A 19,148-nucleotide genomic window follows, 5' to 3' on the forward strand; every position below is an offset into this window, starting at 1 on the left:
CGTGCCGGTATGTCGAGAACTGACGCCCCGCCCGATATCGAGGCGGAACGTGCCGAACCGGACCACGGCGCCGAGCTCTCACCGGAGGAAATGGCCGAGCTGTTCGATCAGGCCGCGGCCGATGCGGCGGCGGCCGAGCAGAAGGCGGTCGAGGCCAGGGCGCTCGCCGACCGCCTGAGCGCCGAACGCGATGCCGCGCCGGAGGGCAAGCGACTCCGCAGGCCGCGCTGGACGCGCCTGGCCGCCGTCGCGGCACTGATCGCCACCATCGTCCTGCTGGCAGCGGGCGGGTTGATGATCATGCACCAGCAGGATGTGCGGGCCCACGACCGTGCCCGGGCCGAGTTCGCGGCGGCCGCCCGGCAGGTGGTGGTCACCCTGATGTCGATCGACTTCAAGAACCCGCAGGACAGCGTGCAGCGCATCGTCGACAACTCGGTGGATCCGTTCCGGCAGGAGTTCCAGGGCGCCGCCGAGGATTTCATCAAGGTCTCCCAGGACGCCAAGGTCACCACGAAGGCGACGGTGAACGCCGCGGCGGTGGAGTCGATGACGGCCGATACGGCCTCCGTGCTGGTCGCAGCATCGTCGACGGTCACCAACGCCGGAGGCGCCGAGGAGGCGCCGCGGAACTGGCGCCTGATGGTGGACCTCAAGCGCGACGGTGACCGGATCAAGATGGCGAAGGTGGAGTTCGTCCCGTGAGTGTTGATGAGATGAGCGAGCACACAGCGGTCGAGGAATCGGAGGTCGCACCGGCACCCGGATCGCCCGGGGTGGCCGTGCGGGCCCGATCGTTTGTGGCTACCCGGTGGAAGGGCCTCACGCTCACGGCGTTGCTGCTGGCCGCCGCGGCGTTCGCTTCGGTGCTGTACTTCACCAGTTTCCGGCCGAGCCAGCAGACCGATGCGGCGGCCGAACAGGTCGCCATCGACTCGGCGTCGACGGCGACGGTGACCCTGCTGTCGTACGCGCCGGACACGCTGGATCGCGACCTGCAGCGGGCGCAGGCGTTGATGGCCGGTGAATTCCTCACCTACTACGGCAAGTTCAGCAACGAGGTGGTCGCGCCCGCCGTGCGGGAGCGCGGCATCAAGGCCAGCGCGCACGTGCTCGATGCCGCCTTGATGGAGATGCACCCGGATTCGGCCAAGGTGTTGCTCTTCCTGAACCAGGAAACCACCAGCCGCGACCGTCCGGAGCCGGCTCTGACCGCCAGCAGTGTGGTGGTCAGTTTGACCAAATCGGATGGCACCTGGTTGATCTCGGCGCTGGACCCGGTGTGAGCAGCGAAAGGCAGTCTTGACGAAATGGCCGCCGGCGCGCTGAGCGTCGGCGGCCGAGAGTCCGTGTTCGCGCTGGGATCAATCCACGACGACGACGCCCTTACCGCGAATCTCTCCCTTGTCCAGTCGGAACAACGCCTCAGGAATCTGATCGAAGCCGAACCGCGCGCCGATCTGGGGTCGGACGATCCCGTCGACGACCATCCGGTCCAGCGACGCCCCCTGTTGTGCCATCAGGTTGTGATCGAGATCCAGGAACGCGCCGAATGCCACACCGAGGACGCCGACATTGCGAAGCAACAAGCGGTTCACCCCGAGCTGTGGGATTCTCCCGGCGGCGAATCCGACGACCAGCAGGCGCCCTTCGGGTGCCAGTGCCCGGATCGCTTCATCGAAAAGCCAGTCGCCCAACGGGTCGAGTATCACGTCCACTCCGACGCCCCCATTCAGTTGGCGGACCATCGGTGCGAAGCCCCGGTCCAGCATCACCGTCTGGGCCGCACCGGCGGCCGTGGCAGTCTGGGCCTGGCGCGAATCGGCGACACCGGCAATCACCTTCGCGCCCAACCCGGTGGCGACCTGAACCGCTGCGGTGCCGATCCCGCCGGCGGCGCCCAGTACCAGGACCGTTTCACCTGGCTGCACGGCGCCCCGGCGGGCAAGCGCGAAGTGGACGGTGTGATAGTTGACGACCATTGCCGCGGCGAATTCGAAGTCCACCGAGTCCGGCAAGGGCACAATCGAGTTCGGGCCAACTGCCACGTATTCGGCGAAACCGCCGTCCCAGACGAAGGCCGCGGCGCGGTCTCCGGGCTGCCAGGGGGAGCCTGGCGGGGCGCTGACCACAAGGCCGGCGACCTCGCATCCGGGGGTGGCGGGTAGATCCGGCTTGTTCTGGTATTGGCCCTTGGTCATCAACAAGTCGGGGAAGTTCACCCCGAGTGCGCGCACCTGCAGCAGGATTTCACCGCCCACCGGGACGGGCGCATCGATGTCGGTCAGAACCAGGCCGCTGGGCCCGCTGTACTCGGTGAGCTGGAAGGCACGCATGCATCTCCTCGGAAGGCCTCGGGCGACTCAGGATCCGGGATCGGAGTACGCCAGGTAGATCGATTCGCCGACAACGGCGGGCCGGTCCCGTCCCTGCACCTGCACCTGGAAGGCGATCTTGTACTGAACCCCGCCGTCGTCGCGTGGCTTGGCCTCGGCGATCCTGGCCTCCAGCCGGATGCGGGAACCGACGGGAACGGGATCGGTGAACCGGAGCCGATCGATGCCGTAGTTGGTGCCCCGGACCTGATCGGTTACCACCAGCAGTTCGTCGAGCATCCGCGGCACCAGCGACAGCGTCAGGTACCCGTGGGCGATGGTGGTGCCGAACGGGCCGGAGGCCGCGCGTTGGGGGTCGACGTGAATCCACTGATGGTCGTCGGTGGCATCGGCGAAGAGATTCACGCGGGACTGCTCGATGGTCATCCATTCGCCGGACCCGAGTTCGCGGGGACCGGCTCGCCCGAGTTCGGCGACGGTGGTGTGCAGTGCGGTCATCGTCAGTCTTTGCTCGGGGCGTGCTTGCGCAGTTCGGCCTTGGCGATGGAACGCAGGTGCACCTCATCTGGTCCGTCGAAGATTCGCATCGAGCGGTGCCAGCCATACATTGCCGCCAGCGGCACGTCGTCGCTGACGCCGGCGCCGCCGTATACCTGGATGGCCCGGTCGATGATATCCAGGGCGACGCGGGGTACCGAGACCTTGGCCGCGGAAATATACTGCGCCGCTGCGCGATTGCCATGCCGATCGATGGTCTTCGCCGCGAATTGACAGAGCAGGCGGGCCTGATCGATCGCTATCCGGGATTCGGCAATCTGCTGCTGCACGCTGCCCTGGTCGGACAACGGCTTGCCGAACGCCACCCGGGACTGGGCCCGGGTGGTCAGCAGCGTCAGTGCGCGCTCGGCAGCGCCGAGTGCGCGCATACAGTGGTGGATACGCCCCGGACCGAGCCGAGCTTGCGCGACGGCGAAGCCCGCGCCCTCCTCGCCGAGGATGTTGGCTACCGGGACCCGGACGTCCTGGTAGCTGACTTCGCAGTGACCGTGTTGGTCATGCCTGCCGAAAACGGGGACATCGCGCACCACGGTGACACCCGGTGTGTCGATGGGGACGAGCACCATGGACTGCTGCTGGTGCGTCGCGGCGGTGGGGTCGGTCTTGCCCATCACGATCAGCAGGCTGCACCGCGGGTCCGCGGCCCCGCTGGTCCACCATTTGCGTCCGTTGATCACGTACTGGTCACCGTCGCGCTCGATACGGGTCTCGATGTTGGTGGCGTCCGAGCTGGCGACGGCCGGTTCGGTCATCGAGAACGCCGACCGGATCTCGCCGTCCAGTAGCGGCTGCAGCCATCTTTGCTTCTGGTCCGGCGTGCCGAACAAGTGCAGCAACTCCATGTTGCCGGTGTCGGGAGCCTGCCCGTTGGTAGCCTCCGGTGCCAGATGCAGGCTCCAGCCGGTGATCTCGGCCAGGCCGGCGTAGTCGAGCTGACTTATCCCGGACTCGGCCGGCAGGAACAGATTCCACAGGCCACGTGCTCGAGCTTCCTTTTTGAGGACCTCGACCACCGGAGGCACCCGATGGTCCTGTGGCCCTGCATCGCGTCGGTACCGTTCGTATTCGTGCTCGGCCGGAAAGACCTGGGTGTGCATGAAGTCCACGAGCTCGTTGCGAAGGGCGCGCGCCCGCCGCGACGGGCGCAGGTCCAGGCCTTCCCAATCGGTTTCGAGGGGAATGGTCAGGTTGTTCATCAGATTCCTTCCCGGTTCATCAGCGCGCGAGCGCCGCGACGCGCGATCGTGTGGCGCGCTCCATGGCACGCTCCAGCAAGGGGCCCACCATGCCCCCGACGCTGTCGAAGTCGGCGCCTTCGGTATGCCCTTCCAGATGCCGGGCGTGGATACCTTCCAGGATGATCGCGATCTTGAAGTCCGCGAACACCAGATACCAGTCCATGTCGGCGACATCGATGCCGCGTGCCTGCAGGTAGGACCGCACCAACTCGTCGCGAGAGGGAAATCCCGGTAGTGCGGTCGCCCCGGCCGTGATCGGGTTGTGGAACTCGCCGGGATGGTCCCAGAACGAACACAGAATCCCGACATCGGTCAAAGTGTCTCCGAGCGTTGACATCTCCCAGTCCAGGACACCGACTATGCGCGTCGGGTCATCGGCGCTCACCATCAGGTTGTCGATCTTGAAGTCACCGTGCACGATCCCGGGGTAATGGGTAGCGGGCACCGAGGCCGACAGCCTCGAATGGAGCTCGTCGACCTCGGCGCGCGGTTGCGTCGCCGACGATTCCCATTGTCTGCGCCATCGACGCAGCTGCCTGTCCAGATAGCCGTCGGGCCTGCCCCAGTCGCCGAGTCCGACTGCGTCGGGTTCGATCGCGTGAAGCGCGGCGAGGACGCGAACCGCGTTGGCGGCAAGCAGGCTTCGCTGATCTGGAGTCAGGCGGGCGGTGTCCTGCGCGGTACGCAGTGTCGTCCCTTCGAGCTTGTCCATCACATAGAACGGTGCGCCGAGTATCGAGGCGTCCTCGCACAGTCCCACCGTCCGGGGCACGGGCACCGCACTGCCGTACAGTGCCGTGAGCGCCCGGAATTCACGGCCCATATCGTGTGCGGTGGGCAGGACATGCCCGACGGGCGGCCGGCGCAGGATCCAGTGTCGATGCCCGTCGGTCAGCTCGTAGGTGGGATTGGAGCGGCCGCCCGCGATCAAGCGCGAGCTCAGTTCCGTTCCGATCGGCTGTGTCTCGGCGCCGGCCAGCCAGTTACGGATCGACGCGGCGGTACGGGGGTCGAAGGCCTGTGGTGTCGGTGGCTTCGGGGCCAGGCTCATCCGGCGTCACCAGCCGCGCCGACGGTGCCCAACGCCAACGCCGCATAGCGGTCGGCCATCTGCTCCGGGGTCAGTGGGCCATCCTCGCGGTACCAGCTCGCCAGGGTCGAGCCCATGTTGATGATGGCTCGGGCGGCCTCGCGCGGAAACTGGGTCGTGAAGACACGTTCGGCAACCCCGCGTTCGATGATCTCGCGGAACATCCGCTCCTGCTGATCGCGCAGCGCGACGACGATGCGGTGGCCGGTCTCGTCGAGGCTGCGGATTTCCGTCGCACCGATGAGAGCCTCAGCGCGATGCCGGGTGTGGAACAACGCCCAGGCTCGCATCAACGCCGTGAGTTGGTCGGCCGGTGAGTTGCCGGCGCGGATGAGGGCGGCGTTGGTCAGCGTCAGCACGTCCTTCATCACCGACTCCATGATGTGTTGCAGGATGTGCTGTTTGGACGGGAAATGGTGATAGATGGATGCCGGGGTGATACCGGCGGTGGCGGCGATGTCACGCATCGATGTGCCGTGGTATCCCCGTGCCTGGAAGTTCTCGACCGCCGCGGCGATGATGGTTTGGCTGCCGTTGCCGTTCGTCTGCTTCGCGTTACGGACGGCTCGCACCGGCGCAGTGCGTGTTTCGGCGACTCCGGCGTCAGACACTGCGCAACTCCCGTTTCAGTAGTTTACCCGCCGGGTTCTTCGGCAGTTGGTCGAGAATGACCAGGGACCGCGGGTACTTGTACGCCGCCATGCGATCCCGGCAATAGGCGATCAGTTCCTCCGGCGAGGCGACGGCGCCGTCGATCAGCGACACGAATGCCTTCACGGTCTCGCCGCGGTATTCGTCGGGAACTCCGATCACTGCAGCCTCAAGCACCGCAGGGTGTCCGTAAAGAACGTCTTCGACGTCACGGGGCACCACCTTGTAGCCGCCGGCGTTGATCAAGTCCTTGAGCCGGTCGATGACGAACAACCACCCGTCCGAGGTCATCCGGCCGATGTCACCGGTGTGCAGCCAGCCGTCCCGTATCGCGTGCGCGGACTCATCCGGCAGTCGCCAGTAACCTGGCACGACCATGGGGCCGGACACCACGATCTCGCCGGTCCCGCCGGGCGCGAGATCATGACCGCTGTCCACGTCGACGATGCGCACCCGCGCCCCCGGGACCGGGACACCGACCGATGTCGCACCCGTCTCGGGATCGGTTGGCGGGTCCATGGCCGGGGGACCGAGGTGCGTCGGTGACGTGGTCTCGGTCAGGCCGTATGCACCGCGCAGCGTCCATCCTGTGGCACTTCGAACACGGTCGATGAGCGCCGGGCTGACGGGGGCGCCGCCCGACGGTGTCTTGCGCAGTGAGGAGACGTCGACCTCGGGAAGAGCGGGATGGTTGATCAGGGCGATGAAGGCGGTGCTGGCACCGATCATGAAGGTGCCCTTTCGGCGCTCGATGTCACGCAAGGTGTGTTCCGCGTCGAATCGGTGCATCAGCACCAGCGGGGCGCCACTGATGATGTGGGCGCCCAATCCGGCGATGAGCCCGGTGATGTGGAAGACCGGGGCAAGACCGATGATGACGTCGCGGTCGGCACGTAGGTCCCACCACGTGCAGTACACCGCTGAGTTGTGCACCATGGCGCGTTGCAGATTCATCGCACCCTTTTGCCGTCCGGTGGTTCCGGATGTGTAGACCAGCGCCCCGATGTCATCGGCATCTGCCGCCTTCACCGTGGCAAGGGTGGTTTGCCCGTGCTCGGCCAGTACCGTCAGCCAATCGAGTGCAGTCGAGAATGACTGTCGCGCAGGGACATACTCGCCGATGTAGTCGGGAAGCGTGTTCTGTGGCGTCATATCCAGCGGATGTGTGGTTATGACGGTGTCGAGCGCGGTGTCGTGCAGTGCTTGTTGAACCTGCGGGTACAGATGATCCAGGCAGACCATGGCTCGTGCGCCGGAGTCATCGAGGATGTGCCGAAGTTCTTCGGCGCGCAGCATCGGGTTGACGGCCACCGGCACCGCACCGATCTTCCAGGCGGCAAGCAGCGTGACCAACCATTGCGGATCGTTCTGTAGATAGATGGCCACCCGGTCGCCGGTCTGTAATCCGCGGTGCTGCAAGGTGGCTGCCAACGCACTGGCTGCCGCGTCGATCTCGGCGAAATTCAGGGTGGCATGGAAGTAATGCACGGCCGGCGACAACGGCCGGATGGCGACGTGCGTGTTCCAGGCCTCGATCATCGTGGCGAAGTGGGCCGCGGGCTGCGCAGTCACGCCGGCGGGGTAGTACGCCGACCACGGAGTTTCGGCTACTGAACGCACTGCGGATCCCTTCGTTCGGCCGCGTCCAGCGCGGTGATGGGCTGGGTGTGAGCCATGCTGGCAACCGAACGATCGTTTGTCAACCACCTGATGGTATCTCTAAAACCCTTGCAGAGCCGGTAAAGCAAATGTCGACCGCAAGGAGCCTTGACAAACGTTCGTTCGGCTCAGAAGATGGGCGCGGCCCGCTTGCGAGACCTGGGTCACATCATCGGCCCGACAGTTCGGAGTAGCACATGGCAACGCCCGAGATCGATGCACGGCCGTCCGCCGACCCGGCAGGTGATCGTGCGAGGGCGCGCAAGGCGGCCCTTGCCGGCGGTGTCGGGACATTGATCGAGTACTACGACTTCAGCCTGTACGGGTTCATGGCGGTCGTCATCGCACCGATGTTCTTCCCCAGTGACGACCCAGTGACCTCGCTGCTGTCGGCGCTGGCGGTCTTCGGTACCGCGTATCTGATCCGACCGCTCGGCGGCATCGTGTTCGGTCACATCGGCGACCGGTATGGCCGCAAGAAAGCCCTGATGGCGACCCTGATCTGTATGGGGGTCGGCAGCACGGCAATGGGCCTGTTGCCCACGCCGGCGCAGGTGGGTGTCTGGGCCACCGTGCTTCTGGTGATCGTCCGTCTGCTGCAGGGCTTTTCGGCCGGCGGCGAGGTAGGGGGATCGGCCACGTTCATCGCCGAGTCGGCTCCTGCGCACCGAAAGGCCACCTACGGTGCTTTCACCCCGCTGGGCTCCACGGGAGGGTTCGCCCTGGCCGCCGGTGTTGCCGGCGCGGTGACCGCGCTGACCACGGACGCGCAACTGGAATCGTGGGGCTGGCGGATTCCGTTCTTGCTGGCGTTGCCGTTGACGCTGTTCTGCCTGTGGGCACGTACGCGGGTCGAGGAGACCCACGAGGCGCCGCGCGCCGACGTCAAGGAGCACCTCCCCGTGGGATTGTTGTTCCGCAAGCATCCGCGCGCGTTGTTGCAGGCGTCGGGCTTCAGCGCGGCGGTCAACGGAACGGCCTATATCGGTTTGACGTATATGGCCATCCATCTCGGTAAGCAGCTCGGGTACGAGGCGTCGTCGGTGCTGTGGGTGACCACGCTCGCGCTGGGATTATCCGCACTGGCGATGCCGCTGGCCGGCATGCTCGGTGACCGGATCGGTCTGATCCGGTTGCTCGCACTGGGTTTCACCGGCTTTATCGTGCTCACCTACCCGCTGATGGCCACCATGCACGTGAGCCTGTTCGTCGCGACGCTCGCCTACATCGTCATCATGATGAACTCGGTGGCCGCGCAGGTGGGCGCGTACACGCTGCTGCCCCAACTGTTCGACCAGGAGGCTCGGTACACCGGAGTCGCCATGGGGTGGAACCTCGGGGTGATCGTTGCCGGCGGTACGGCCCCCTACGCGGCGGTGTGGCTCGTCGAGCGCACCGGGAACATCCTGGCCCCGGCATTTTTCGTCATCGCCCTGGCGATCGTGGGTCTGGTCACCGTAGCGAGCGTGCGTCCGGATCACACCCGAGCCGCCGAACGCTGATCAGTGCCTGCTGCGGCGGGGACGGGTCCGGGGCATCGTGGATTGGTTACCGGGCGACGATGACGCTTGAGCCGTGGCCGAAGAGTCCTTGGTTGGCGGTGACGCCGACTGTGGCGCCTTCGACTTGGCGGCCGGTGGCTTGGCCTTTGAGTTGCCAGGTGAGTTCGCAGACTTGGGCGATGGCTTGGGCGGGGATGGCTTCGCCGAAGGAGGCCAGCCCGCCGGAGGCGTTGACCGGGATGCGGCCGCCGATGCTGGTGGCCCCGGAGCGCAGGAGGTGTTCGGCTTCGCCCTTGGGGCAGAGGCCGAGGTGTTCATACCAGTCGAGTTCCAGGGCGGTGGACAGGTCGTAGACCTCGGCCAGGGACAGGTCTTCGGGGCCGATGCCGGCTTCGGTGTAGGCGGCGTCGAGGATCTGGTCTTTGAAGACTCGGTCGGGGCCGGGGATGACGGCGGTGGAGTCGGTGGCGATATCGGGCAGTTCGGGTAGGTGTTGGGGGTATTGGGGGGATTGCAGGCTGACCGCGCGCACGCTGGGGACTCCGGCGACGGATCCGAGGTGTTTTTCGGTGAAGGCCTTGGAGGCGACGATGACCGCGGCCGCGCCGTCGGAGGTGGCGCAGATGTCGAGTAGGCGCAGGGGGTCGGAGACGACGGGGGAGGCCAGGACGTCGTCGACGGTGGCTTCTTTGCGGTAGCGGGCGTACGGGTTGTTGAGGCCGTGGCGGGCGTTTTTGACTTTCACCTGCGCGAAGTCTTGCAGGGTGGCGCCGTAGAGGTCCATGCGCCGGCGGGCGAGCAGGGCGAAGTAGACGGTGTTGGTGGCGCCGATGAGGTGGAAGCGTTGCCAGTCGGGGTCGTTGCGGCGTTCGCCGCCGACGGGGGCGAAGAAGCCTTTGGGGGTGGTGTCGGCGCCGATGACCAGGGCGACGTCGCAGAAGCCGGCCAGGATTTGGGCGCGCGCGGACTGCAGGGCTTGTGAACCGCTGGCGCAGGCGGCGTAGCTGCTGGTGACGGGGATGCCGTTCCAGCCGAGTTTTTGGGCGAAGGTGGCGCCGGCGACGAAGCCGGGGTAGCCGTTGCGGATGGTGTCTGCGCCGGCGACGAGTTGGATTTGTTTCCAGTCCAGGCCTGCTTCGGCGAGGGCGGCTCGTGCTGCGACGACGCCGTATTCGGTGAAGTCGCGGCCCCATTTGCCCCAGGGGTGCATGCCGGCGCCGAGGATGTAGACGGGTTCACTCATGAGTCGGCGATCCTCCAGGCGTGGGTGGTGCGGGTGACGCCCTCGTCGTCGACATACAGGGCCATGGTGGTCAGTTCGACCTGCATGCCGATCTTCAGGTCGGCGGCCAGGGTGCCTTCGACGACTTTGCCGAGCACGATCAGGCCTTCGTCGGCGAGTTCGACGGCGGCCACGGCGAACGGCTCGAACGGGTCCGGGGAGGGATACGGCGGCGGTGGTGCGTAGTGGTTTTCGGTGTAGCTCCACACCGTGCCGCGCCGCGACAGTGGCACCAGGGCCAGTTCGTCGCTGTCGCAGCCGGGGTTGGGGCAGTTGTTTTCCCGGGGCGGGAAGACATAGGTCGCGCACACGGTGCACTTGCCGCCGATGAGGTGAGTGTCACCGGCGTCGTCGGTGGCGAACCACCCCTCAACGGCGGGTTCTGTGTTGGTGTCGACTGTCATGGTCTCGCTTTCGGTCTGATGAAGATGCCTTCGGCCTGCACTGTCACAACGCCATCGGCATCGATGATGTGGCCTCGCGCAATGGTTTTCGACTCGGTCTCGCTGTCGATCCAGGCCTCGGCGCGCAACGGCCCCAGCGGGGTGGGCGCCACGTAGCGCAGGTTCAGGGTGCCGGTGTAGGCCGGCTTACCCGGCCGGTGCGCGGTGGCACTCAGCAGGTGATCGAGGATGAGCGCGCAGACTCCGCCATGCACATGTCCGGGCGGGCCCTCGTATGGCGCTTCGAGTAGCAGATCCGCACTCGCCCTGCCGTTTTCGTCGTGTTCGATCTGCAGCGGGAAAGCGATCGCGTTACGTACACCCATCGCGACGTTGCCCCAGGTGAGGACCCCGCCGTCGGTGGTGGCTCGCACCCCGAACGGCTCGCGATCCAACCGTGAACTCAGCAGTGCCGCAGCTTGATCGATCAAACTGTGTGCCTGCTTCACGTCGTCGTCATCGGCCTGGCTGCGTATCACGACGTCGATGAGCTTGCGCAGAGACTGCGTCAGCGGGCCGTAGAGTTCTTCGATCCGACGGGCGTCCTTGGCAATGATGGGCTCACTCACTGCACGGTGCCCGACGCGGCTATGTCCAGCGCGGCGAGGTGGCTGAACAGCATCGAGGCGCCGATCGGATTACCGCCGCCGGGGTAGGTGGTGCCCGACACCGCCGCCATCGTGTTACCTGCCGCGTATAGCCCCGGGATGGACGTACCGTCGACGTGCAGCACCCGTGCGTGGGTGTCGGTCCGCAGCCCGCCCTTGGTGCCGAGATCGGAGAGCCCGAACGCGGCCGCGTGATAGGGCGGGGTATCGATGGGAACCATCGGGGACTCACCCCCGCTGAATGCCCGGTCATAGGCTTCACCGCCGCGGCCGAAGTCGTCGTCGACGCCGGTGGCGACCAGCTTGTTGTACCGCTCGACGGTGGCCTCCAGCTCGGAAGCCGGCACACCGATGGTCTCGGCGAGTTCGGCCAGGGTGTCGGCGCTGTGCCACAGGCCGGCCTCCCGGTACCGGGCAGGCTCGACCATCGACACGTTGGTGGCCTTGACCGGGGGCACCTCGCCGTCCCTGTCGTCGTAGACCATCCAGAACGGCAATGTGGTGGAGCCGTCCTGCATCTGCCGGATGATGTCGCGGCCGATGCGGTCATAGGGGGCCGATTCGTTGACGAACCGCCGGCCCTGCTGGTTGACGAAGATGCCACCCGTGAACCACAGCGCGAACGCTGAGCGGCCGTCGGGATGGGTCATCCCGGGCGACCACCAGGCCTGGTCCATCAGATCGACATCGGCACCGGCGGCGATAGCGGCGCGGTGCGCATGTCCGGTGCTGCCCGGCCCGCCCATCGTGTCGGTCGCGCTGCCAGGTACGCCATACTCGCCGCGCATCGCCGCGTTCTGTTCGAATCCGCCACTGGCCAGCACGACGCCGCGACGTGTCCCGACCCGGACCGTCGTGCCGTCGTGCTCGATGACCGCTCCCACGACCGCACCGTCCTCGGTGATGAGGTCCACCAACGGCGCGTTGCGCCAGCAGGTGACGTTCGGCAGCTTGTCGAGTGCGGACAGGAACCGGCCGACCAGGGCGCGCCCGCCGACCAGCAGCTCGGGCGCTTCGGCGCCGAGGCGGTCGGTGTCCAGTGGCCCGCGAACCAGACCGGCGTAACGGCCAAGGGCGGAGTCGGGGACCGGCAGCGGGATGATGTGCCGGTACCCGTCGTTGCGGGATTCCGGCGCCGAGCCGTAGTAGTCCGGCCACGGCAGCACTGTGAACTCGAACGCCGGATCCTGCTCCAGATACTCGATGAGCTCGGCGCCGCCGCGGACGTAGGTTTCCTGCAACTCGCGCGGAGTGCGGTCGCCGACGACTGCGTGGAAATAGGTGAGCGCTTTGTCCAGGGTGTCGTCGGTGCCTGCGCGCCGGAGGACCGGGTTGCAGGGATACCACACACCCCCGCCGCCCGAGTAGGCGGTGGTGCCGCCGAACATGTCGGTCGCCTCCACCAGCAGCACCGAAAGTCCCTCGCGGGCAGCGGTATACGCGCCGGCGATACCGCCACCGGACCCCGCGACAACGACATCGAACTCGAACTCAGACATGAGACGCCCCTTCGAACGCACCGTACCCACCGCGATAGAACAACAGGGGAAGGCGCTCCTCGTGCGCCCACAGTCCGGTCACGCGCGCCACCACAATAGTGTGATCGCCGGCCGCGTACTCGAACTGGATATCGGCCTCCACCGAGGCCAGGGCGCCATCGAGAGTCGGCGCTCCGTTCGCGCCGGGATTCCATCCGATGCCGGCGAACTTGTCGTTGCCTCGGGTGGCGAACTGTGCGCAGACGCTTTTTTGCTCGGCCGCGAGGATGTTGACGCACAGCGTGCCGACCTCACGGATCATCGGCCAGCTCGTCGATGTCCTTGACGGGCAGAACGAGATGTAGGGCGGATCCAGCGACACCGAGGTGACCGATTGGCAGGTGAAGCCGATCGGACGTTCGCCGTCGTGTGCGGTGATGACGGCAATACCGGTACAGAAATGGCCCAGCACGCGCCGCATTTCTGGGGCCGCGGGGGTGATCAGGTCGCCACCGGATTGGGCGGTCATGCCTCTCCTATGCCGTTCGCGCTGAACGTGGGTCGATTCATACGTTCCGCTCCGAGTGCACATTGACGCAACGCGTCCTCCCGGTGAGCGGTGATGGACGGGTCATGAGCTGCTCACATTGCTAGCCTTGGCCGGTGACAGAACACACCGAGGGTGCACCTGACGGGCTGAATGTGTCGCCCACCGGGTGGGCCTTGCTGGGGTTGTTGACCAGCGGCGAGGAACTGTCGGGTTATGACATCAAGAAATGGATCAACTGGGCGATTCGGTTTTTCTATTCAAGTCCTGCGTACAGCCAGATCTACTCCGAACTCAAGCGGCTGGAGCGGCTGGGTCTGGTGAGTTCACGGGTCGACGCCGGAATCCGAAGCCGGCGAATGTACAAGATCACCGACGCGGGCCAGGCCGCCGTCGGCCGCTGGATCAACGACGAACCGGTCGAACCGCCTAGCCTCAAGCACAACCCGATGCTGCGGGTGATGCTCGGGCACTTGCTGAAGCCGGGGCGGCTCCGTGAGATCCTCAGCGAGCACGCGGCCTACGCGGAGCAACTCCAGCAGGCTGCCGCGACCGAGGTCCGTTGGACCAGCGAGCAACCGGCGTGGGCGTATGCCCGGTTGGCGCTGAAGTGGTCCGAGCAGTACTACGCGGCTGAGCGCGAACTGGCACTTCAGATGATCAAGGATCTCGATGACGTCGAGGAGACGTTCGGAGAGAACGGTCCTGAGGGTGTTCAGTTCCCGGTGCGTGAGTACTGGTACGAGGTCGAACGCCGAATCGCCGCCGAAGACGCCGGTGGCGCCCCCGACGGCGGACACCCGCAGGACTGAGCCGACGTCGGCTCAGGACAGTCGGCCGGCGGCGTGCTGCGCCGCGATGTAACCGTAGACGAGGCCCTGAGCGATGGTGGCACCTGCACCCGGATAGGTCTTGCCGAAGGTGTTGGCCGCCGTGTTGCCGATCGCGTAGAGGCCGTCGATCACAGATCCATCCTCGCGAAGCACCTGTCCGCGGACGTCGGCGCGCACGCCACCGCAGGTACCCAAGTCGCTGAGCACCACCTTGACGGCGTAGAACGGCCCGGCCTCCAGTGGTCGCAGATTCGGGTTGGGCACGATGGTCGGGTCGCCGTAGTAGCGGTCGTAGGCGCTGGCACCGCGCTGAAAATCGGCGTCCACACCAGCGTCGGCATGTCCGTTGAAACGCTCCATTGTCGCGACGAAAGTCGCGGGCTCGAAGCCGAGGTGTCCGGCCAGCGTCTCGAAGTCGGCACCGCGATGGGCGATTCCGGACTCGTACCAGCTCGGCGGGATGGGCATCCGCGGGAACAGTTCAGCGGCAAGCAGATAGCTGTTGCGGTACTTCTGATCGAAAATCATCCACATGGCTTCGACCGGGTTGCCCGCCTGCTCGCGCGCCAGCAGCTGCTGGCCGAAAGACATGTAGTCGGTGGCCTCGTTGATGAACCGTTCACCGTTCTGGTCGACCAGCAGACATCCCGGCAGCGAGCGCTCGGCCAGCATCACCGTCGGGTCACCGCCGGGCAACGGCGCAAAAGCGGGAAACCACCACGCCTGGTCCAGCAACCCGGTACTGGCACCCAGCTCCTGTGCCAACCGGATTCCGTCCCCGGTGTTGCCCTCCGATCCGAGGCTGTGGTGTTCGCCGAGGCGCTCGGACTGAAACTTGTGTCGCCAGCTCATTTGGTGGTCGAAACCACCGGTGGCCAGCACGACGCCGCGACTGGCCGTCACGGTCACCGGCGCGCCATTGCGTTGCACCAGCGCGCCGGTCACCCGTCGGCCGTCGGTGATCAGTTCTGTCACCGTTGAGTCGGTCCACACCGGGATCCCGGCTCGCAGCACGCCGGCGAACATCCCGGCCGCCAGCGCCTGCCCACCGGCGGCATAACGCCGCCGCAGCGCCAGCCCGCCGATGCCCTGGGCCGCGCGCCGCAATATGCGCGGCCACGACTTGCGCGGTGTGCGCACCATCAGGTTCAACCAGCGGTAGTCGGCGCCGGTGACCGGCATCGGGAACGACGACTTCATCACCCCGGGACGAAGCCGGGCGAGTTCGGATCCCAGCACCGCGGTGTCGAACGGTCGGCACTCGCAGGTGCGGCCCACGGCGCTGCCGCCGGCCTTCTCCGGGTGGTAGTCCGAATACCCCTTGGCCCACATGAACTTCATCGGCGTGGTGCGGCGCAGCATGTCGATGGTGGCCGGGATGTGGTCCACGAACGCGTGGGTCCGTTCGGCCGGAGCGTCCTCACCCACCAGCGTCTCGAGGTAGGTGCGTGCTTTGGCGGGAGTGTCGGCGGAGCCGGCGTCGGTGAGGATGGAGCTGCCGGGCAGCCAGAAGGCGCCCCCCGATCGCGCCGTCGAACCGCCGACGTACGGGGTCTTCTCCACGATGAGTGTCGAGAGGCCCAGCTCGTGGGCGGCCAACGCCGCGGCCATGCCGGTACCTGAGCCGATGACGAGCAGATCGACGGTGATGTTCTGGGGATCGGTCACCGTTCGATTCTGGGGGTTACTCGGCCATCCCCGCCGCATCGGTGACCGGTCAGTGGAACACGATGCAGCCAGGCCGAGAGTGCCGGTGCTACAACGGATTCATCCACGCAATCAACGAACAGGATGGTCGGCAATGACATCGTTGCAGCCCGACGGTGCCGGAGAAGTTCGTCAGATCGAGGCGCAGGCGGCTCCCACCAGGTTCGCTCGTGGGTGGCACTGCCTGGGTCTCATCCGTGAACTCGGCGACGGCACCCCGCACTCCATCAACGCTTTCGGCACCAAGCTCGTCGTCTTCCGCAGCGAGGACGGCAAGATCAACGTCCTGGACGCGTACTGCCGGCACATGGGCGGCGACCTGTCCGACGGCGAAGTGAAGGGCAACGAGATCGCGTGTCCGTTTCACGACTGGCGCTGGGGCGGGGACGGCCGCTGCAAGCAGATCCCGTACAGCCGCCGGGTGCCGAAGCTGGCGCGCACCGCGGCGTGGCCGACCATGGAGCAGGACGGCATGCTCTTCGTGTGGAACGATCCGGAGAAGAAGGCCCCGCCGGCCGATGTGACGATCCCCCGCATCGAGGGTGTAGGCAGCGACAACTGGACCGACTGGCACTGGTACACGACAGTTGTCGACACCAACTGCCGCGAGATCATCGACAACGTCGTCGATATGGCTCACTTCTTCTACATCCACGGTGGCCTGCCGACCGGGTTCAAGAACATCTTTGAGGGCCATACCGCGACGCAGTACTACGAAAGTGTCGGCAGGCCTGACCTGGGGTCGGGGGAGGGAGCCAAGATTCTCGGAACGACCTCCGTCGCTTCGTATCATGGACCGTCCTTCATGATCGACGATCTGACTTATCACTACGAGCACGGCGATCAACGGACGGTCTTGCTCAACTGCCATTATCCGATCGACGAGAACTCGTTCGTCTTGCAGTACGGAATCACGGTTGAGAAGTCAGAATCTGTGCCGGACGACGTTGCCACCCAAATGGCAGTCGCACTAGGCGATTTCGTCAAGATGGGCTTCGAACAGGACGTGCACATCTGGCGTCGCAAGGCCCGCATCGATAATCCGCTGCTGTGCGAGGAGGACGGTCCGGTTTACCAGTTGCGACGTTGGTACGAGCAGTTCTACGTGGACGTCGCCGATGTCACCCCGGACATGGTGGACCGCTTCGAGTTCGAGATCGACACGACGCGTCCGCGCGAGGCGTGGATGAAAGAGGTGGAGGAGAACCTGGCCGCCAACCGGCTGCCCAGGTTGGTGGGTATCACGAAGTGAGTGTCCGGCCGGACAACCGGCTGCGCGAGGCACCGATGACCCCGGTCACTTGCGGGTCATGCGGCGCGCGGGTGCTGGCCCGCAAGAGCAGCTGGGAACAAACCAGTGTGCAATGGGATGCGGAGTCCGTGGCGCGCTGTGCCCGGCGCCGCGATGCACCACGGGATCGTGGTACGCCGGTGATCGCGCGGGACGCACCCTTTGCGCTGTGTCCGGACCTGCGCGAGTCCATCGAGGCGGGAGTTCGCCAGGGCACACTACCGGTTCTCGACGACGAATCCGTGTTGTGAGTTTCGGCGTACATCAAGTTCCAAACCGTGGGAGAGCAGATGCCGTCAGATCGTGAGTATGACGTCATCGTGGTCGGCTTCGGGGCCGCGGGCGCTGCGGCGGCGATCGAGGCCGCCGATCGTGGTGCACGGGTGCTGGTACTGGACCGCGGCTACGGGGGCGGAGCGACGGCGTACTCGGGCGGGATCATCTATGCCGGTGCCGGCACCGCCGAACAACAGGCGGGCGGGTACCCGGACAGCGCCGAGAACATGCAGGCTTATCTCACGCAGGAAGTGGCCGGTGCCGTCTCAGCCGAAACGCTGACCCGGTTCTGCGAACAGAGCCCGGCGATGATCGATTGGCTCAAGGCGCAGGGTGTCGAGTTCCGGGGCGGTCAGGTGCCCTCGTACAAGACCTCGTATCCAACCGACAGCCACTACCTGTACTACTCGGGCAACGAGAAGGCCTTTCCGTACGCAGCGCAGGCGCAACCCGCCCCGCGCGGTCACCGGGTGCTCGCTCCGGGTATGAGTTCTGGGCGAGTTCTGTTCGAGCGCTTGCGGGATTCGGCGTTGGCGAAGGGCGTGGACTTCATCCCGCTCGCGCAGGTGCACAGCCTGGTCCAGGCCGATGACGGACGGATCACCGGAGTCCGTTACCGGGTGCTGGACCCCGCCCACCGCAGCGCGCGACAACACCGGATGATCGTCAAGGCCACTGGGAAACTGGGCACCTGGATGCCGGGCCTGGTCGAGGGTGCCGTCAACCGCGCCGAACGGTTGCGCGAGCGGTGCAGCGTCGACATGCACGCTCGTGCTGGTGCCGTGGTCCTGGCGGCGGGCGGGTTCGTCCACAACCGTCAGTGGATGTCCACGTATGCGCCGGACTTCCTGAAGATCTCACCGCTGGGCACCGTCGGCGACGACGGCACCGGAATCCAACTCGGGCTGGATGCCGGTGGCGTGACCGACAAGATGGGCAACGTCACAGCATGGCGATTCCTGTCCCCACCCAGCGCCTTCCTGGAAGGCATCACCGTCGGTGCGGACGGGCGGCGCATCGCCAATGAGGACCTCTACGGCGCCACGCACGGCAACGCGCTGATGCGTGACTTCGGCGGTACCGGGTGGGCGATCTACGATGCCGCCACCTGGCGGAAGATCAGGACGCAGATCAAGGACCAAACCCAGATATTCCAACGACTTCAGTTGTGGTATCTGCTGACGATCGGGCACAAGAAGGCGGCCACCGTCGAGGCTCTCGCCACCAAGAACGGTATCGACGCCGTCGGACTGCGCCGCACCGTCGATGCTTATAATCGCGGGATCCATAGCGGGGCAGGGGATCCCGGGCACAAGGACGTATCCCTGTGCCCGCCGATGGAGCGAGGACCGTTCTACTCGATCAACATCTCGGCCGACTCGTCGATGTTCTACCCCATCCCCGGGCTGGCCCTCGGCGGGCTGGTCGTGGACGAGACCACGGGCGCGGTTGTGCACCGTGACGGCGGGACCGTGGCAGGTCTGTATGCCGCGGGCCGAAATGCCGTCGGCGTCTGTTCCAACAGTTACGTCAGCGGCCTGTCGATATCGGATTGCGTGTTCAGCGGTCGGCGTGCCGGAGCGGACGCCGCGCGGACAACTGGTACCGATCCAGATCGCCGGCGGACTCCCGGGCGCGCGTAGGCGCCC

General features: G+C 66.1%; 19 protein-coding genes. 7 read left to right on the forward strand and 12 right to left on the reverse strand.

Annotated elements, in window-relative coordinates; translation table 11 throughout:
* The first annotated feature begins 9 nt into the window (after nucleotides 1–9).
* Nucleotides 10–705 carry a hypothetical protein gene (locus V4U86_RS12105; RefSeq protein ID WP_395311440.1) on the forward strand — a complete coding sequence of 232 codons (696 nt, stop codon included), beginning with the start codon at nucleotides 10–12 and terminating at the stop codon, nucleotides 703–705.
* Between the two features lie 11 nt (nucleotides 706–716).
* Nucleotides 717–1,286 carry a hypothetical protein gene (locus V4U86_RS12110; RefSeq protein ID WP_395311441.1) on the forward strand — a complete coding sequence of 190 codons (570 nt, stop codon included), beginning with the start codon at nucleotides 717–719 and terminating at the stop codon, nucleotides 1,284–1,286.
* A gap of 78 nt (nucleotides 1,287–1,364) precedes the next feature.
* On the opposite strand, the gene V4U86_RS12115 is transcribed toward V4U86_RS12110, so the two are convergent.
* From V4U86_RS12115 to V4U86_RS12140, 6 genes are read right to left on the reverse strand one after another with little or no spacing between them, the layout of a single operon-like run.
* Complete coding sequence (locus V4U86_RS12115) at nucleotides 1,365–2,336, reverse strand: NADPH:quinone oxidoreductase family protein (protein WP_395311442.1); 972 nt, start codon at nucleotides 2,334–2,336, stop codon at nucleotides 1,365–1,367.
* Between the two features lie 27 nt (nucleotides 2,337–2,363).
* Nucleotides 2,364–2,834 carry a MaoC family dehydratase gene (locus V4U86_RS12120; protein WP_395311443.1) on the reverse strand — a complete coding sequence of 157 codons (471 nt, stop codon included), beginning with the start codon at nucleotides 2,832–2,834 and terminating at the stop codon, nucleotides 2,364–2,366.
* A 2-nt stretch (nucleotides 2,835–2,836) separates the two neighbouring features.
* Nucleotides 2,837–4,090, reverse strand: a complete 1,254-nt coding sequence (locus V4U86_RS12125; protein WP_395311444.1) for an acyl-CoA dehydrogenase family protein — start codon at nucleotides 4,088–4,090, stop codon at nucleotides 2,837–2,839.
* A 19-nt stretch (nucleotides 4,091–4,109) separates the two neighbouring features.
* Nucleotides 4,110–5,183 carry a phosphotransferase family protein gene (locus V4U86_RS12130; RefSeq protein WP_395311445.1) on the reverse strand — a complete coding sequence of 358 codons (1,074 nt, stop codon included), beginning with the start codon at nucleotides 5,181–5,183 and terminating at the stop codon, nucleotides 4,110–4,112.
* Complete coding sequence (locus tag V4U86_RS12135) at nucleotides 5,180–5,794, reverse strand: TetR/AcrR family transcriptional regulator (protein WP_395312017.1); 615 nt, start codon at nucleotides 5,792–5,794, stop codon at nucleotides 5,180–5,182. Before V4U86_RS12135 ends, V4U86_RS12130 begins: the two co-directional genes overlap by 4 nt.
* A gap of 31 nt (nucleotides 5,795–5,825) precedes the next feature.
* Nucleotides 5,826–7,445, reverse strand: a complete 1,620-nt coding sequence (locus V4U86_RS12140) for a class I adenylate-forming enzyme family protein (RefSeq protein ID WP_395311446.1) — start codon at nucleotides 7,443–7,445, stop codon at nucleotides 5,826–5,828.
* Between the two features lie 284 nt (nucleotides 7,446–7,729).
* Here V4U86_RS12140 and V4U86_RS12145 point away from each other — a divergent pair, with 284 nt between their 5' ends.
* The gene (locus tag V4U86_RS12145; protein WP_395311447.1) at nucleotides 7,730–9,034 is read left to right on the forward strand and encodes an MFS transporter; all 1,305 of its coding nucleotides are present in this window, start codon (nucleotides 7,730–7,732) and stop codon (nucleotides 9,032–9,034) included.
* Between the two features lie 46 nt (nucleotides 9,035–9,080).
* Here V4U86_RS12145 and V4U86_RS12150 read toward each other — a convergent pair whose 3' ends face one another.
* Genes V4U86_RS12150 through V4U86_RS12170 form a run of 5 tightly spaced genes read right to left on the reverse strand, consistent with a single transcriptional unit; the run spans nucleotide 9,081 to nucleotide 13,374 of the window.
* A complete protein-coding gene (locus V4U86_RS12150) occupies nucleotides 9,081–10,277 on the reverse strand; it encodes a lipid-transfer protein (RefSeq protein ID WP_395311448.1) in 1,197 nt (398 codons plus the stop codon).
* The gene (locus V4U86_RS12155) at nucleotides 10,274–10,720 is read right to left on the reverse strand and encodes a Zn-ribbon domain-containing OB-fold protein (protein WP_395311449.1); all 447 of its coding nucleotides are present in this window, start codon (nucleotides 10,718–10,720) and stop codon (nucleotides 10,274–10,276) included. Before V4U86_RS12155 ends, V4U86_RS12150 begins: the two co-directional genes overlap by 4 nt.
* Entirely contained in the window at nucleotides 10,717–11,328 is a 612-nt protein-coding gene (locus V4U86_RS12160; RefSeq protein WP_395311450.1) for a PaaI family thioesterase, read from the reverse strand. The genes V4U86_RS12155 and V4U86_RS12160 overlap by 4 nt, the downstream gene beginning before the upstream one ends.
* Entirely contained in the window at nucleotides 11,325–12,866 is a 1,542-nt protein-coding gene (locus tag V4U86_RS12165; protein ID WP_395311451.1) for an FAD-binding protein, read from the reverse strand. The genes V4U86_RS12160 and V4U86_RS12165 overlap by 4 nt, the downstream gene beginning before the upstream one ends.
* Nucleotides 12,859–13,374, reverse strand: coding sequence for a flavin reductase family protein (locus tag V4U86_RS12170; protein ID WP_395311452.1), 516 nt, complete (start codon nucleotides 13,372–13,374; stop codon nucleotides 12,859–12,861). The genes V4U86_RS12165 and V4U86_RS12170 overlap by 8 nt, the downstream gene beginning before the upstream one ends.
* A 134-nt stretch (nucleotides 13,375–13,508) precedes the next feature.
* Here V4U86_RS12170 and V4U86_RS12175 point away from each other — a divergent pair, with 134 nt between their 5' ends.
* Complete coding sequence (locus tag V4U86_RS12175) at nucleotides 13,509–14,204, forward strand: PadR family transcriptional regulator (RefSeq protein ID WP_395311453.1); 696 nt, start codon at nucleotides 13,509–13,511, stop codon at nucleotides 14,202–14,204.
* A 12-nt stretch (nucleotides 14,205–14,216) separates the two neighbouring features.
* Here the strand turns inward: V4U86_RS12175 and V4U86_RS12180 are convergent, their stop codons facing one another.
* A complete protein-coding gene (locus V4U86_RS12180; protein WP_395311454.1) occupies nucleotides 14,217–15,893 on the reverse strand; it encodes a 3-ketosteroid-delta-1-dehydrogenase in 1,677 nt (558 codons plus the stop codon).
* A gap of 133 nt (nucleotides 15,894–16,026) precedes the next feature.
* Here V4U86_RS12180 and V4U86_RS12185 point away from each other — a divergent pair, with 133 nt between their 5' ends.
* Genes V4U86_RS12185 through V4U86_RS12195 form a run of 3 tightly spaced genes read left to right on the forward strand, consistent with a single transcriptional unit; the run spans nucleotide 16,027 to nucleotide 19,142 of the window.
* The gene (locus V4U86_RS12185) at nucleotides 16,027–17,184 is read left to right on the forward strand and encodes a Rieske 2Fe-2S domain-containing protein (protein WP_395312018.1); all 1,158 of its coding nucleotides are present in this window, start codon (nucleotides 16,027–16,029) and stop codon (nucleotides 17,182–17,184) included.
* The gene (locus V4U86_RS12190; RefSeq protein ID WP_395311455.1) at nucleotides 17,181–17,474 is read left to right on the forward strand and encodes a hypothetical protein; all 294 of its coding nucleotides are present in this window, start codon (nucleotides 17,181–17,183) and stop codon (nucleotides 17,472–17,474) included. The genes V4U86_RS12185 and V4U86_RS12190 overlap by 4 nt, the downstream gene beginning before the upstream one ends.
* A 39-nt stretch (nucleotides 17,475–17,513) precedes the next feature.
* Complete coding sequence (locus tag V4U86_RS12195; RefSeq protein ID WP_395311456.1) at nucleotides 17,514–19,142, forward strand: FAD-binding protein; 1,629 nt, start codon at nucleotides 17,514–17,516, stop codon at nucleotides 19,140–19,142.
* Nucleotides 19,143–19,148: the final 6 nt, after the last annotated feature.

The organism is Mycobacterium sp. AMU20-3851, assembly GCF_043974665.1.
In the GTDB taxonomy this organism is placed as follows: Bacteria; Actinomycetota; Actinomycetes; order Mycobacteriales; family Mycobacteriaceae; genus Mycobacterium.

Bases quoted from the DNA above. Each gene is read 5' to 3' on its own strand.
- V4U86_RS12105 (WP_395311440.1), top strand. From the start codon at position 10: ATGTCGAGAACTGACGCCCCGCCCGATATCGAGGCGGAACGTGCCGAA.
- V4U86_RS12110 (WP_395311441.1), top strand. From the start codon at position 717: ATGAGCGAGCACACAGCGGTCGAGGAATCGGAGGTCGCACCGGCACCC.
- V4U86_RS12115 (WP_395311442.1), bottom strand. From the start codon at position 2,336: ATGCGTGCCTTCCAGCTCACCGAGTACAGCGGGCCCAGCGGCCTGGTT.
- V4U86_RS12120 (WP_395311443.1), bottom strand. From the start codon at position 2,834: ATGACCGCACTGCACACCACCGTCGCCGAACTCGGGCGAGCCGGTCCC.
- V4U86_RS12125 (WP_395311444.1), bottom strand. From the start codon at position 4,090: ATGAACAACCTGACCATTCCCCTCGAAACCGATTGGGAAGGCCTGGAC.
- V4U86_RS12130 (WP_395311445.1), bottom strand. From the start codon at position 5,183: ATGAGCCTGGCCCCGAAGCCACCGACACCACAGGCCTTCGACCCCCGT.
- V4U86_RS12145 (WP_395311447.1), top strand. From the start codon at position 7,730: ATGGCAACGCCCGAGATCGATGCACGGCCGTCCGCCGACCCGGCAGGT.
- V4U86_RS12150 (WP_395311448.1), bottom strand. From the start codon at position 10,277: ATGAGTGAACCCGTCTACATCCTCGGCGCCGGCATGCACCCCTGGGGC.
- V4U86_RS12155 (WP_395311449.1), bottom strand. From the start codon at position 10,720: ATGACAGTCGACACCAACACAGAACCCGCCGTTGAGGGGTGGTTCGCC.
- V4U86_RS12165 (WP_395311451.1), bottom strand. From the start codon at position 12,866: ATGTCTGAGTTCGAGTTCGATGTCGTTGTCGCGGGGTCCGGTGGCGGT.
- V4U86_RS12170 (WP_395311452.1), bottom strand. From the start codon at position 13,374: ATGACCGCCCAATCCGGTGGCGACCTGATCACCCCCGCGGCCCCAGAA.
- V4U86_RS12185 (WP_395312018.1), top strand. From the start codon at position 16,027: ATGACATCGTTGCAGCCCGACGGTGCCGGAGAAGTTCGTCAGATCGAG.
- V4U86_RS12195 (WP_395311456.1), top strand. From the start codon at position 17,514: ATGCCGTCAGATCGTGAGTATGACGTCATCGTGGTCGGCTTCGGGGCC.